General features: G+C 35.4%; 16 protein-coding genes and 1 tRNA gene. 10 read left to right on the plus strand and 7 right to left on the minus strand.

All coding sequences use genetic code 11. The features are described 5' to 3' along the window. Positions 1 to 131: 131 nt before the first annotated feature. The 6 genes from PXD56_RS10415 to PXD56_RS10440 all read left to right on the plus strand — a co-directional run bounded on the left by PXD56_RS10415 (position 132) and on the right by PXD56_RS10440 (position 4917). Positions 132 to 560 carry an OsmC family protein gene (locus PXD56_RS10415; RefSeq protein ID WP_276493282.1) on the plus strand — a complete coding sequence of 143 codons (429 nt, stop codon included), beginning with the start codon at positions 132 to 134 and terminating at the stop codon, positions 558 to 560. A gap of 48 nt (positions 561 to 608) precedes the next feature. Continuing rightward, complete coding sequence (locus PXD56_RS10420; protein ID WP_276493283.1) at positions 609 to 959, plus strand: four helix bundle protein; 351 nt, start codon at positions 609 to 611, stop codon at positions 957 to 959. Positions 960 to 1059: 100 nt separating this feature from the next. Continuing rightward, a complete protein-coding gene (gene recJ / locus PXD56_RS10425; RefSeq protein WP_276493285.1) occupies positions 1060 to 2748 on the plus strand; it encodes a single-stranded-DNA-specific exonuclease RecJ in 1689 nt (562 codons plus the stop codon). After that, positions 2745 to 3128 (plus strand): VOC family protein, encoded by a 384-nt coding sequence (locus PXD56_RS10430; protein ID WP_276493286.1) that lies wholly within the window; start codon positions 2745 to 2747, stop codon positions 3126 to 3128. Before recJ ends, PXD56_RS10430 begins: the two co-directional genes overlap by 4 nt. Before the next feature lie 62 nt (positions 3129 to 3190). Continuing rightward, entirely contained in the window at positions 3191 to 3553 is a 363-nt protein-coding gene (locus PXD56_RS10435; protein WP_276493287.1) for a hypothetical protein, read from the plus strand. 101 nt (positions 3554 to 3654) lie between these two features. Continuing rightward, on the plus strand, positions 3655 to 4917 hold the full coding sequence (locus PXD56_RS10440) for an MFS transporter (RefSeq protein WP_276493288.1): 1263 nt from the start codon (positions 3655 to 3657) through the stop codon (positions 4915 to 4917). Positions 4918 to 5558: 641 nt separating this feature from the next. Here PXD56_RS10440 and PXD56_RS10445 read toward each other — a convergent pair. The 7 genes from PXD56_RS10445 to PXD56_RS10475 all read right to left on the minus strand — a co-directional run bounded on the left by PXD56_RS10445 (position 5559) and on the right by PXD56_RS10475 (position 11300). Further along, positions 5559 to 6323, minus strand: coding sequence for a UDP-2,3-diacylglucosamine diphosphatase (locus PXD56_RS10445; RefSeq protein ID WP_276493289.1), 765 nt, complete (start codon positions 6321 to 6323; stop codon positions 5559 to 5561). Between the two features lie 74 nt (positions 6324 to 6397). Beyond that, on the minus strand, positions 6398 to 7384 hold the full coding sequence (locus PXD56_RS10450; protein ID WP_276493290.1) for an endonuclease/exonuclease/phosphatase family protein: 987 nt from the start codon (positions 7382 to 7384) through the stop codon (positions 6398 to 6400). Positions 7385 to 7467: 83 nt separating this feature from the next. After that, the gene (locus tag PXD56_RS10455; protein ID WP_073241193.1) at positions 7468 to 7917 is read right to left on the minus strand and encodes a 6-pyruvoyl trahydropterin synthase family protein; all 450 of its coding nucleotides are present in this window, start codon (positions 7915 to 7917) and stop codon (positions 7468 to 7470) included. Between the two features lie 56 nt (positions 7918 to 7973). After that, the gene (locus PXD56_RS10460; protein ID WP_276493291.1) at positions 7974 to 8402 is read right to left on the minus strand and encodes a hypothetical protein; all 429 of its coding nucleotides are present in this window, start codon (positions 8400 to 8402) and stop codon (positions 7974 to 7976) included. Positions 8403 to 8615: 213 nt separating this feature from the next. Next, positions 8616 to 9383, minus strand: a complete 768-nt coding sequence (locus PXD56_RS10465) for an enoyl-CoA hydratase/isomerase family protein (RefSeq protein ID WP_276493292.1) — start codon at positions 9381 to 9383, stop codon at positions 8616 to 8618. A 69-nt stretch (positions 9384 to 9452) separates the two neighbouring features. Next, positions 9453 to 10787: an MATE family efflux transporter gene (locus PXD56_RS10470; RefSeq protein ID WP_276493293.1), complete on the minus strand. Its 1335-nt coding sequence runs from the start codon at positions 10785 to 10787 to the stop codon at positions 9453 to 9455. A 12-nt stretch (positions 10788 to 10799) separates the two neighbouring features. Then, positions 10800 to 11300, minus strand: a complete 501-nt coding sequence (locus tag PXD56_RS10475; protein WP_276493294.1) for a GNAT family N-acetyltransferase — start codon at positions 11298 to 11300, stop codon at positions 10800 to 10802. A gap of 53 nt (positions 11301 to 11353) precedes the next feature. Here PXD56_RS10475 and PXD56_RS10480 point away from each other — a divergent pair, with 53 nt between their 5' ends. The 4 genes from PXD56_RS10480 to PXD56_RS10495 all read left to right on the plus strand — a co-directional run bounded on the left by PXD56_RS10480 (position 11354) and on the right by PXD56_RS10495 (position 13784). After that, on the plus strand, positions 11354 to 12151 hold the full coding sequence (locus tag PXD56_RS10480; RefSeq protein WP_276493295.1) for a universal stress protein: 798 nt from the start codon (positions 11354 to 11356) through the stop codon (positions 12149 to 12151). 128 nt (positions 12152 to 12279) lie between these two features. Next, complete coding sequence (locus PXD56_RS10485) at positions 12280 to 12528, plus strand: GIY-YIG nuclease family protein (protein WP_276493296.1); 249 nt, start codon at positions 12280 to 12282, stop codon at positions 12526 to 12528. 161 nt (positions 12529 to 12689) lie between these two features. After that, positions 12690 to 12763, plus strand: a tRNA-Ala gene (locus PXD56_RS10490). Between the two features lie 292 nt (positions 12764 to 13055). Continuing rightward, positions 13056 to 13784 carry a hypothetical protein gene (locus PXD56_RS10495; protein WP_276493297.1) on the plus strand — a complete coding sequence of 243 codons (729 nt, stop codon included), beginning with the start codon at positions 13056 to 13058 and terminating at the stop codon, positions 13782 to 13784. The last annotated feature ends 94 nt before the right edge of the window (positions 13785 to 13878 follow it).

Here is a 13878-nt window from a genome sequence, read left to right on the forward strand (position 1 = left end):
TTGCTAATTGCTAATTGCTAATTGCTAATTGCTAATTGCTAATTGCTAATTGCTAATTGCTAATTGCTAATTGCTAACAAAACCTCACCCTATATTGTTGTATTTTTGTAGCCTACAAAAAACATAAAACTATGAGTACAACAAATCATATTAGCACAAAGTGGTTGGGCAACATGTCCTTTGAAAGTAATAACCCATCTGGGCATTCATTGAGAATAGATATCGCCAAAGAAGACGGTGGTGATAGTAGCGGATTAAGACCTAAAGCATTAATGTTATCTTCATTAGCGGGTTGTTCAGGTTTAGACGTAGCGGCAATGTTCAAGAAGATGAAGTTAGAGGTAGATGAGTTTCATATTGAAACAATCGCAAACCTAACAGATGAGCACCCAAAGTTTTATGATAAAGTAGTTATTGAATACCATTTTCATGGTGAAAATTTAGCCGAGAAAAAACTACAAAGAGCAGTAGACCTATCCATCGAAAAATATTGTGGGGTAATGGAAATGTTCAGACAATTCGCCGAGCTTGATATTAAGACTTTTTTTCATAAGAAGTAAACAAATAAGTGCAAGTTCAAGTTCAAAAATCAAGTTCAAATAAAAATTATGCCGGATAAAAAGTTTGACCTTGAAGATAGATTGGTGGATTTTGCAGCTAACATTGTACTTTTTTGTAAAGACTTACCATCTGATATGACCGGTCAGTATTATGGTAATCAACTACTAAGATCAGCAGGGAGTTCTGCACTTAATTTTGGTGAAGCGCAAGGAACAAATACCGTTAAGGATTATATCAATAAAGCTTCTATATCTTTAAAAGAATTGAAGGAGTCTAGGGTCAATCTTAAGATATTGACTAAAGTAGAATATGGAAATGCATCTAAAAGAGTTGAAATATTAGACGAATTAGAACAATTAATAAGAATTATAGCAACAATCATTAAAAATAAAAAGTAACCAAAATTCAAATTTTAAAGGAGGTTTAAAGATTCTATTTAAGGGTTTTTGAACTTGAACTTGAACTTGAATTTGATTTTTGAACTTGAACTTGAATAGAATGCGCTGGACAATTAAACCAAAACCAAAACAAGAAGATATTGATGCTTTAGCAAGTGCTTTAAAGGTCGATGATTTGGTGGCGCAGCTTTTATTACAAAGAGGTATTTCTACGTATGATGAGGCGAAGGACTTTTTTCGTCCGCAGTTAGAAGATTTACATGATCCTTTTTTAATGAAGGATATGGATATTGCGGTGAACAGGATTGAAGAAGCCGTTGCCAATGGTGAGAATATTTTAGTGTATGGCGATTATGACGTAGATGGTACAACAGCCGTTGCTCTAATGTCATCGTATCTGTTGAGTTATTATCCTAATGTAGCCACATATATCCCTGATCGATATGCTGAGGGCTACGGCGTTTCTTATAAAGGCATCGATTTTGCGGAGGACAACGGATTTACATTGATCATTGCATTGGACTGTGGCGTAAAAGCCATAGACAAAGTTGCCTATGCAAAAGAGAAAGAAATCGATTTTATCATTTGCGACCACCACAGACCTGGTACTAAATTACCAAGTGCAATAGCTGTTTTAGACCCAAAACGTGAAGATTGTTCATATCCTTATGATGAATTATGTGGTTGTGGGGTCGGTTTTAAATTAATTCAGGCACTTGGTTCAAGAAGAGGAGAAACTATTGATGATGTTATTTATTACCTTGATTTAGTGGCAACTGCAATTGGGGCAGATATTGTTCCGATAACCGGAGAGAATCGGATATTAGCTTTTTATGGCCTGCAGGTTATCAATCAACAACCTAGAATCGGGTTTAAAGCCATTATTGATCAGATTAATAAAAAAGAGTTGACTATTACCGATGTAGTTTTCATTATTGCACCTAGAATTAATGCTGCCGGTAGAATGAAACATGGGCAATATGCGGTTAATCTTTTGACCGAAACCAATATGGATAAAGCAATTCAATTTGCTTCTGAAATTGAAAAATTCAATACAGATAGAAGAGGGCTGGATCAAGAAATTACGATAGAGGCACTAGGGCAAATTCAAGAAAACCAAGAGGAAGAAGGTTTCACATCCGTAGTGTATAAAGATTCATGGCATAAAGGGGTGATAGGTATTGTGGCATCAAGATTAACGGAAACGTATTATAGACCCACCCTAGTTTTTACCAAAAGTGGCGATAAGTTGGCGGCATCTGCAAGATCGGTTAGAGGTTTTGATGTGTATAATGCGCTAGAAGGATGTGCTGATTATATTGAGCAATTTGGCGGACATAAATATGCAGCTGGTTTAACCTTGTTAGAAGAGCAGTATAATAACTTTAAGCATCAGTTTGAGAAAGTGGTTAAAGAAACCATAGACCCCCAAATGTTGATACCGGAGATAACTATAGATACGGTTATTGAGTTGAAAGATATTACTCCTAAGTTGATGCGTATACTTAAACAATTTGCTCCATTTGGTCCCGGCAATATGTCTCCTATATTTATGGCAGAAGATTTACAGGATACCGGGTATGCAAAGGCCGTTGGTAAAGAAGAAGCACATTTAAAAATATCAGCGGTACAACAAGGCAGTCATAAAATTGACGGCATTGGTTTTAATATGGGTGACAAATTACCATTGGTAACAGGTAGAAAGCCCTTTAACGCCGTTTTTTCTATAGATGAAAATGAATGGCAAGGAAATGTCAGCCTTCAACTAAAACTAAAAGACATTAAATGAGAATAGAGCATATTGCTATTTGGGTTACTGATTTAGAAGCAATGCGAACGTTCTATGAAATGTATTTTAATGCGGTAGCAGGAGATAAATACCATAACCCTACCAAAAAATTTACATCTTACTTCTTAAGTTTTAAAGATGGCGCTCGTTTAGAAATCATGCATAAGCCAAGTATACAAGTAGCCAAGAATAATGCTGTACATACTGGTTTCATACATTTTGCCATATCAGTGGGCTCAAAAGAACAAGTAGATTTATTGACCGAAAAGTTGAGAAAAGACGGATTCACAATTGCCGGTGAACCTCGTACTACAGGCGATGGTTACTACGAAAGTGTTATTCTTGACCCAGAAGGAAATCAAATAGAAATCACCATTTAACAATACTATTTATAATTATTCTAAATAAGATGCATATATTTATACTAAATATGTAGATTCTTATGAATGATATCAACCCCATTTACCAAAATGATTTCGGAATTGCCTTTAAATGGAAAAAAGATAAACCTGGTCAGAACAATAAAGTGCAAGTTATTTTTAGGGATATTGGACTTTTACTTACATTAAGTGAACTAAGACATTTTTCTAAATGCATAGCAGATACCGTTAAAAGTGGAAAGGGTAATTTATGTGGCGATTGTAAAACAAAAGATACGTGCAGATCTTTATTGCTGAATACCCCTGCGCATCAAATTACATTTGCAATTAGTTATCAAGAAGCCATTGAAGTCAGAGATTTAATAAACGGTACTTTATTTAAGCTAGAATTAGATTCTTTTTTCGGTGAATTAGGTATCGGTTAATTACTGATACCAGTATAATTTTAAAGGAGAATTAATAGGGTATTCTGTATATGCCTTGTTATTAATTAAATATCTTTGAGTCACTATTTAGAGATTGCACTATGAGCGTTAATGATCCTTATGCAGCCTTAAAATTTAAGGAATTCAATATATTTCTTCTAGTACGTTTTGCCATGGTTTTTGCCTGGTCAATGCAGTTTATTGTTATTGAATGGCAAGTGTATTCCATGACAAAAGATCCCTTATCATTAGGTATCATTGGTTTAATGGAAGTAATACCTGCAGTGAGCATGGCACTTTTTGCAGGACATATTGTGGATCAAAAAGAGAAACGTAACCTACTCGTAAAATGTATTCTTGGTTTTTCTGTAATTAGTTTTGGTTTGTTTATGCTGAGTCTTCCTTCAGTTTTAGAAACGTATAAGACCAAAACAATTCTTTACGGAATATATGCCTTGGTTTTCTGTGGCGGTTTGGTACGCGCCTTTTTAGGACCAACTATATTTTCATTGATCGCTTTGATCGTTCCTAAAAAAATATACCCAAATGCGGCAACTTGGAGTAGTACAACATGGCAAATGGCATCAGTATTAGGTCCGGCTTTAGCAGGGTTTTCCATAAGTCTTATTGGTGTACATTGGTCTATGTGTGTCATCTTCGGTTTTTCATTATTGGCGTTGACGGCACTTTTCAATATTTCTAAGAAACCAATTTTAAATCCTAAGATAGGAGAACCAGTTTTTCAGAGTTTAAGAGAGGGGCTAACATTTGTATTCAAGACCAGAGCGGTATTAGGTGCTTTGACTTTAGATATGATTGCCGTACTTTTTGGTGGGGCAGTAGCATTGTTACCCATTTTTGCTCAAGATATATTGCATGTTGGTTCAGAAGGGTTCGGAGTATTAAGAGCTGCACCAGCAGTAGGTGCTGCGTTAACCATGTTGGGATCCACTAGATTTCCTTTACATAAAAATGCAGGAAAGAAATTATTAATTGCCGTATTTGGTTTCGGTGTGTGTATGATCGTATTTGGACTATCTACATATTTTTGGTTATCTGTTATTGCCTTGTTCTTAAGCGGAGCGGTAGACGGGGTATCAATGATTATTAGACAGACTATATTGCAATTAAAGACACCTGATAACATGCGTGGGCGTGTAGCTTCGGTAAATTCAATGTTTGTGGGTTCGTCTAATGAGTTGGGTGCTTTTGAGAGTGGCTTAACCGCAAAATTGATGGGTACGGTTACCGCCGTAGTTTTTGGAGGAACTATGACCTTATTGACAGTGGGGCTTACAGCAATTGTTTCGCCTAAATTTAGAAAGCTAGATTTACAGAAAGATGTAGAAGATCACGAGCGCTAACACGGTAGATTTACATCATAAAAAAAGCCCCTTTTTAAAGGGGCTTTTTTTATTGTAGGTAATGCTTAAGAAATTCATCATTAAGCGGGGAAACTTGTAGGTAAGCTTTAGATTTGGGAATCAACACTTATTCTAAACAACAGTGTAAAGATAGAACCAATGTCTAGTTTGTACTAACTTTTGTTGTGAACTAGAATATTTAACATGTAAGAAAAGAATTACACGTGGTTTGATAGGATATTAAGTTTTATTTTATCCATTTTCGATGAAACTTAAATAAGAATTGGGGATTGTTTAGTTGCCTTAAATGGACTAATTATTTTGAATTGTTTAATCCTAAATAATATCTAGAATTTTTATAAGTTAAGTTGTTTAAGGATTGACAGAAGAACATAAAATATTAAAAAAGCCCCTAAAATAGGGGCTATTCTTTACATTTTGTACACTTAAAATTTGGGTTTTAAGCTAGGTAAGCTTGTAGGTGATGTGAAGATTTGGGGTCAACACTTAAACTTAATAACACTGTAAAGATATAACGAAGGACTAGTTTTAAAAAACTATTGTTGTGAAAAGCTTATTTCTTGTTGTAAGAAAAAGATTACAAAATGAATTGTGTATTTCATCGGTGTTTTTATGGAAGTTTAGCTAAACTCTTTCAGTGAAAGTTGCATACCGTCAAACTCGGCATAAGTGTAGTAATTGATCCAATCGCCTAGATTGGTATATTTTGAATTTTCTTTCAATTCAATTTCTAAAGGAAGATGTCTATGACCAAAAATGAAATGGTCGTAATGGTTGGTTTCTAGTTTTCTATGCGCGTATTGTACCAGCCATTCTTTGTCTTCACCTAAAAATTTGGCATCATCGTCACCGCTGATCAATTTATTGCTGACAGAAAGATGTTTTGCCAACCGAACACCAATATCTGGGTGCAACCATTTAAAGAACCATTTGGCTACAGGATTGGTGAAAACCTTCTTCATCCTTTTAAAGCCTTTATCGTCTGGTCCTAGTCCGTCGCCATGACCAATAAAAAAGGAAGCTCCGTTAATGGAATATTGCTCAGGTTTATGATAAACAGGTATGTTAAGCTCTTCTTCAAAGTAACCGTTCATCCAAAGGTCATGATTACCTACAAAGTAGTGTATTTGAATGCCTGCATCAGACAGTTCTGCAAGCTTTCCTAATGTTCTGGTAAATCCTTTCGGGATAACGGTGTTGTATTCAAACCAAAAATCGAACAAATCGCCCATCAAGAAAATCACTTCGGCATCCGACTTAATCATATCTAACCAACGAATAAACTTAAGTTCTCTCACCCTACTTTCTTCCATAGTAGGTGCGCCTAGGTGGTTATCGCTAGCAAAATATACTTTTTTCCCTGCAGGAAGTTCAATGTTCGTCATCAGGGTGTAAATATAATAACTGTTTTGCGTACCAAGGGAATACGTGGATTAAAATAAGCATACGTGAATCTAAATTACACAGCGGCATCTTTCTCGTTCAGTACTATTTTTATAGGCAGGTGATCGCTATAACCTTTGTCGTTAAATGTAGATGAATTAGGTCTACCAAATTTTACGGGTTTTTGGTAAGAACCAGATGTAAGTTCTGGGTAGGCAATGATTTCTGCAGTACTTAATTTAAAAGGTAAATCTGATTTCTCTGATAAAATACTCTTTGAAATCATGAATTGATCAAGCATATTATATTCATTACCAAATACAAAAGTACCTATCTGCGCATCTAAAAACCGATGCATTACATTGTAGAAATACTTTAGGCGCACTCTATTACTTTTTACCAAAGCTTTGTTATTGATGGCTTTTAAATATGCTGTAATACTCTTGTTGAAGGGATTGTCATTAAAATCTCCCATTAATACGATGTTGGCATCATTACCTTGCTCTTCGTAAATTCTCTCGATCCAATAAGATAAATTTTCGGCAACCATAATTCTAAATGGCTCGCTTTCGAGTTCACCGCCAGATCTAGATGGCCAATGGTTAAGTACGCATACCAGCTTATTGCCATTGGCAGTATTGATATGAACTTGAAACAAATCTCTGGTAGTATTTCTTTTTATAATACGTAGACTAAACGTTTGCTGTTCTGGTCCGTACTTGGTTTTATCATAAATAAGGGCAGTGTCAATACCTCTTTTATCATCACCTTCAGAAATTACAAAACCGTAGTTCTTATTTAAGGCAGCACTCATGGCATCTATAAGTAGCTCAATAACATACTCGTTTTCTACCTCACAAACACCCAATATATCTGGACCTTCACCGTTATTGAATTTTGAAATAACAGCTGTTAGATTGGCTATTTTTTGGTCTAGAATAGCAGCACTCCATCCGTCGAGTTCCTTACCCAAGTGGTTGTTTAAAAATTCACTTCGCCTGGGAGAATTTTCTACATCGAACAGGTTTTCAAGATTCCACCAGTAAATATGATGCTTGGTCATGTGGTTATATATTAAGGAATTGCCCTAAAAATAAAACAATTTATAAGCTTGTAAAGAAAGTAAAAGGTTAAGTTTTGTTGAACTTAATTATCACTAGCATACCATTCTGCAAAAGAAGTATCTGTTTCTTGCAGTTTTAAAGAGAATAATGAAATGTTCTCTGGAAGGCGAGATTTAATTTTCGCTGCAAAATCGATTACCATATTTTCACTAGTAGGTTGGTAATCTGCCAAAATAACACTGTGTCCTCTATCAGTTAATTCTTTGGCAAGTTCAACATGAGGTGTGTTTTTATTGAATACCGTAGAATGATCAAAAATGTCAACGATATCTTCTTTGACTATTTTCTTTAGATCGCCAAAATCTATCACCATTCCTAATTTTACGTGGCTGGTGTCTGTAATAGGTCTACCTATAACGGTTACGGATAATTTATAGCTATGGCCGTGTACATTTCTACATTTACCGTCATAACCGTAAAGTGCATGTCCCGTTTCAAAATTGAATTGTTTGGTAATACGAATATTGCTCATAGCCTATAATTATATGGCAAAGGTAGGGAATCTTTAAAAGGATTTATATAGAGAAATCATTCTAAAACAATCTCGGTATTTCCAGTGATTAAGCTAACGTGGCAACAGTCTGCACCAACTTCATAATCTTCAGTGATGACCTCTTCAGCAGCAATAAAGCCTTTGAAAGTAAGTGTTTCCGTAGTATTTTGGTATTGAATACGATTGGCGTCACTAAGAATAGGGTAGAAACCTTGCTCTTTAAGGTATTGATATTCATCGCCGTTAAAATCTTCAGCTATATTTTTACCTGTTTCAGTATCTATGACCTCATAACTATCTAATGCAATAGCTTTGCCCGATGCATCTTTTATACTGACCGAAATGGTAACAAAATTTAGGGTGCATATAGCCGTAGCACAATCTTGTTGTTCAATAGAATCATCTTTGTCGTTACAGGCAATAAGAAATATAGATAGAAAAACTAATGTGATTTTTGCGAACATAAAACTGGTTTTTAATAAGATGCTCAAATACCGATTAGTTGCGTAGGCTGTTGAATTACCTCTTGTACTTCTTCTTTGCGCGCATTTTGTTTACGAAATAAATGATCAAAACAGATAGTGCAAGAACTGGAAATACTAGGTTACCGTTTAAAAATTGAAAGAAATCCATACTAATTATTTAGAAACAGAACGACGCCCTGATTCAGTTATTGTTTATTTTTTAAATTTTGACAGTGCGTTTCTAGTAAAATCAGAAAGGGCTAATTTTCCGGTGATAGCTGCGCGTTCTGTCAATAAGGTATCCCAATGGTCGGTACCTTCCCATAAAACTTTCTTCCATTCAGTTAAAGCTTCAGCATTATAGCTAGCCAATTTGTGAATGAAGAAATCGAGTTCCTTATCCATTTCCTGTGCAGAGTCGTACACTTTATTGAACAAGCCTTTTTCTTGAGCCCAATACGCACTTTTCCATTCTGTAGGTGCCAAAGACATTTCGCCCATAGCGGCAGTACCTATTTTACGAGCTACAGCAGGGGCAATTACTAAAGGAGCAATACCAATACTAAGCTCAGAAAGTTTAATAGATGAGTTTACGTTAGAATACACATAATCACAAGCAGCGGCAAGACCAACGCCACCACCAACAGTTTTGCCATGTACACGACCTACAATTACCTTTTTACACGTACGCATGGCATTGATGACATGTGCAAAACCGCTAAAAAATGCTTTACCTTCTTCAAGATTAGAAACTTCAAGTAACTCATCAAAAGAAGCACCGGCACAAAAAGCTTTTTCTCCTTCAGATTTTAATAGGATAACAGATACGGCCTCATCTTCAGAAAGCTCATTAATAGTGTCTGTTAAGCGTTCTAGAAGTTCAGAAACGAATGAATTACTAGCAGGATGCCCAAACTCTACATGAGCAACTTTACCATCTATTCGTGTATATAAACTTCCATTTTTTCTTGAAGTGACCATAGCATTTTATTTTACTTGATAATCGAGATTACATACTTTGAGATTTGTCTCAAAGTAGCTGATACAAAATTACGGATTTTGCAATAAAGGTTTGAATTTGTTTCTGAATTTCCATACTAGTGCACCACCTCTAATAAACATCCAAACGGTGAAAGCAAGCCATATACCTGTTAATCCCCAGTGAAGATATTTACCTAAAAATAGCATGGGCACAAAGCCTAAAAAAGTAGCTACAAGCAAGGTATTTCGTAAATATTTCATTTCACCAAGACCTTTAAAAACTCCATCTAAAACAAAGGCAGTGCTATTAAACGGAAGCCCCAGAATAATAATATAGAAGATGCCGTAAAAAGCAGAAAGCACCAAAGGCTCATTAGAAAATAAGCTACCCAATGGTTTGTAGAAAATAGTAGCCAAAGCCATAATGACCAGGCTAACAATGAGGCCATATTTCGTAATCTTTTTAGCCAATAACCAGAGTCCGTCATAATTGCGTTCCCCTAATAATCTACCGCCCATTATATTACCAGCGGCACCATAGCCATCAATAAAAAAGGCAGAAAACAACCATAGATTTATGGCAATGGTATGCGCCCCTATGTATTTATCACCGAGTGCAGTAGCTTCTCTAACGGCAAGAATAAGCGCAGTGTTCAAGGCAATGGCACGAACAAATAAATTTAAGCTCATGACTACTAAACGACCAAGTTCTTGGTGAACAGGTAATTTTAGTTTTAGGCTAATATCGGTCTTCGTTAAAAGTAAATAGAATGCCATGATTGCCATTATCGCTTGTGCCAACAAACTGGCATAGGCGGCACCTTCTAAATACATGGCAGGGATGAATCCTTCAATACCATATACAAAGGCAAAATCAAGAATAACGTTCAAGACCGCTCCTGTAATAGCAATGACCATAGGCCAATAGGTGTTCTGTAATCCGCGGAAAATACCCATCACAGCGAAAACGAATAAGGTTAATGGAAAACCCCATACCCGAATGGAGTAGTAGCTAATACAGTATTGCAATATTTTTCCTTTGGCATTTAAAAGTTCAAAGATTTCTTGAACAACAAAAATGGTAGATAGCAAAACTAGAATACTCAATGCAATGTTGAGGTAAATAGCCTGTGCGGGCAGTGTTTTAACGGCTTCTAATTTACCGGCACCTAAGTATTGTGAAATAATGGAAGATATAGCACTACGCGTTTGCCCAAGAATCCAGATCAGCATAGAAAGAAAAGAACCTACAATACCTGCTGCGGCAAGAGATTCTAGCCCGTCTAACGGAATATTCCCCACAATAGCCGTATCTGTTATGGACAATAGCGGTTCGGCAATACCTGCAATAGTTGCAGGGATGGCCAAGGCGTTTATAGATTTAAAATTAACGGAAGTTTTCAAAAAATAGGGTTTCTATAGTACAAGTTCGTAGCAATGAAAAGGATGTTCACTTTGTTTTGGAAAAAAGATATCTCCTAATTTGGTATAACCACGCTGCTCGTAAAATTTCTGATTTCTTTTGTTCTGGCTAAAGGTATCTAACCTAACGGATACGGCATTGTTTTCTCTGGCAAAACTTTCGCCGAAGTCCATTAAACGTTGGGCAAAACCTTTACTTTGATATTTAGGGTGCACTGCTAGGCGATGAATATAGTAGTTGTTTACATTTTCTGTTAGCCAGTTTACAGAAGTGTATTCTTCATCCATAAGAAGAGAAACAACAATACAACCTACTATTTCGTTATCAATTTGAAGCACATAAAGTTCATTGCGTTCTATGTCATTTTCAAATGCCAGTTTAGAAGGGTAATCGGTCGTCCATTGGTAAATACCATTGGCTTCCATAGCAATTCTACAAGCATCTGTCATTTTAAGAATTTTGGGTATTTGCGATATCTTTGCCGGTGCTATCATAAAAGCGATTTAATTAAATTGTAAATTTAGAGTTATAAACAACACTTTTTATCATGATGAATATTCTTGTTCCGATCGGGACCTCCTCAAATGCGAATCAAACATTACAATATGCAGTAGATTTTGCACAAGACTTTGGTGCAGAAATATATGTAATGGAAGTTTTTAATGTCAGCGGAAAAACAGGAACGCTTGCCAATATAACACAAAAGGTAGCCGATAATTCAAAGGAAAGATTAAAGGAAGTAGTCGGTACAGTAGATACAAAAGACGTCTCTATAAAAATAGCAAGCTTTAACGGTGAGCTAAAAGACGGACTAAAAGAAATTGATAAGGGTATTGGTATAGATTTAATTATACTGGCGCCTAGAAGTAATGACATTAAGGAAGAGAATTATTTAGGGCAAACTTCAGGAGCCATTATAAAAAGAACGAACATACCAACATTGATCGTACCAAAAGGAACAGCGTATAAGTCGTTTAAAAATATATTAGTTGCTTTTAAATCTGGTATTCTAAAAAGAAAGAGAATTCTTGATCCATTAATTGAGATGAAGAATAAGCACAACGCCAATGTAAATTTATTGATGGTGAAAACTCCCGGATATTCAGATGACGATTTAAAGATAAATACGGCATTGATGGACATTTCTTCGCAGTTGACCTTTACAGAAAACTCAACAACGTATCATGGCGTTTTAGAGCATTTTCAAGCAAAACAACCCGATTTATTGTGTGTTTTTAGAAGAAAACGTGGTTTTTTCAAGAAATTATGGGAAAAGAGTACCATTTCAAAATCAGAGTTTTATGCCCCTGTACCGGTATTGGTGCTTAGTGTAAAGAAAGATTAAGTAGTGCTTTGTTGGCATAGTAAAATGTTTTGGGGGATTAGCCTGCCCGACTTTTTAGGCGGGCTCAGTTGGCTACCCGCCCATGCCGAAAAAAGCATGTTCGGGCAGGGAGCGCAATTTTTCAGATAATGAGTTATATATATGTTCTTTACAGCGATATTTTCAAAAGGTTCTATGTTGGAATGACTGACGATTTAGAGAATCGTTTGGTAACACATAATTCTAGTAAGGTAAAAAGCACAAAGCCTTATGTACCTTGGCGAATTGTTCATACGGAGGAATACAATAATAAACAAGAGGCTAGAGTAAGAGAAAAGTATTTAAAATCGGCTGCAGGAAGAAGATGGAGAAAGAGTAATATTATTTTGGGGGATTAGCCTGCCCGACTTTTTAGGCGGGCTCAGTTTGTTGACCCATAAAGCCGAAAAGATACTTTTGAGAAGAGAGTAAGATCTCTATGAAAATGAATTATATTTACAAGCTTTAACGCGATACATACGGAAAATCATTTTTTCGCTTAATTTATATTAAATATTTTGGGGGATTAGCTCAGTTGGCTAGAGCGCTTGCCTGGCAGGCAAGAGGTCACCGGTTCGAATCCGGTATTCTCCACGTCTTTATAGCCTTCACGAAAGTGAGGGCTTTTTTTATGGTTTTTAGTAAATAGTGTAATCAAAGAAGTGCGTCCTGAAGGTTTTCTTAAAGGTTACCACTACCTGACCGCTATTCTACATATTGGGCTTTTCAAAGTTTAAACTTCCTTTACAAAAGACTATTCTTCACAAGAAATTCGCCAAAAGCTATTTTAACAACTTTTTCAGATATACAATATCATGAATAATAAAATGTTATTATAACACGATTATTAATGATATATAAACCCCCCAAAAAAGAAATCATTAAAATGAAGAAATTTATTTTCACTTTTCTATCCATAATATGTTTATTCAGTTGCTCTGAGAATGATACTGAAGAACAATTAAACCTTATAAATATTCAATTAAACTTAAATCAAGTAGAAGAATACTCAAATGACTATGACTTTACAGACTTTATGGTAAAAGTATACGATTCTAAAGAAGATTATTTTAATGAAACAAATACTGTGTTTTCAGGTAATATAGATACTACTGGCAAAATCTCAATTTCGGAAAATTTAGAGGAAAAGAGTTACTATGTAGATATTTATACAGAAGATAAAGTGTTGAGTAATTGGGAAGTAATAGATTTAGATGTAGACGCTTCTAATATTATAAAGTTTTCCCCTGCAAACAACAATGAGTTTTATGCTGAGGTGTACATGACAGATAATAGAAGGTTCGTTGGTAATTGGTCTTTTCTATCTTATGAGCAGATTAATAATGACAATGAAGAAAGAACGCATAAAGTGTTTTTATCCATCAACAAGGAATATACGGCCACTTCATATGAAACGTATGAAGAAGTAGCATATCAATTACATTTTAAATTACTTGGAAATGGTCTTTTGGAATTGGCTGCCATAGAACCTAGTCCAGATAATTACCCAGTAAGCCAGACTAGTTCACAAGATTTAGTAGTACAGATAGAACAAGATGGGTTATTACATTTCACAAATTACGCTGGTAATAAAGCGGTTTATGTTAGAAATTAGATAGAATTTTACTCACTACATATTAAGAATTATAAAAGCCTTCACATTTTTGAAGGCTTTTATAATTTACCTTTTCAAAATTCCTATTTGTAAG

Origin of the sequence: Maribacter zhoushanensis, from assembly GCF_029350975.1 — a bacterium.
Lineage (GTDB): Bacteria > Bacteroidota > Bacteroidia > Flavobacteriales > Flavobacteriaceae > Maribacter > Maribacter zhoushanensis.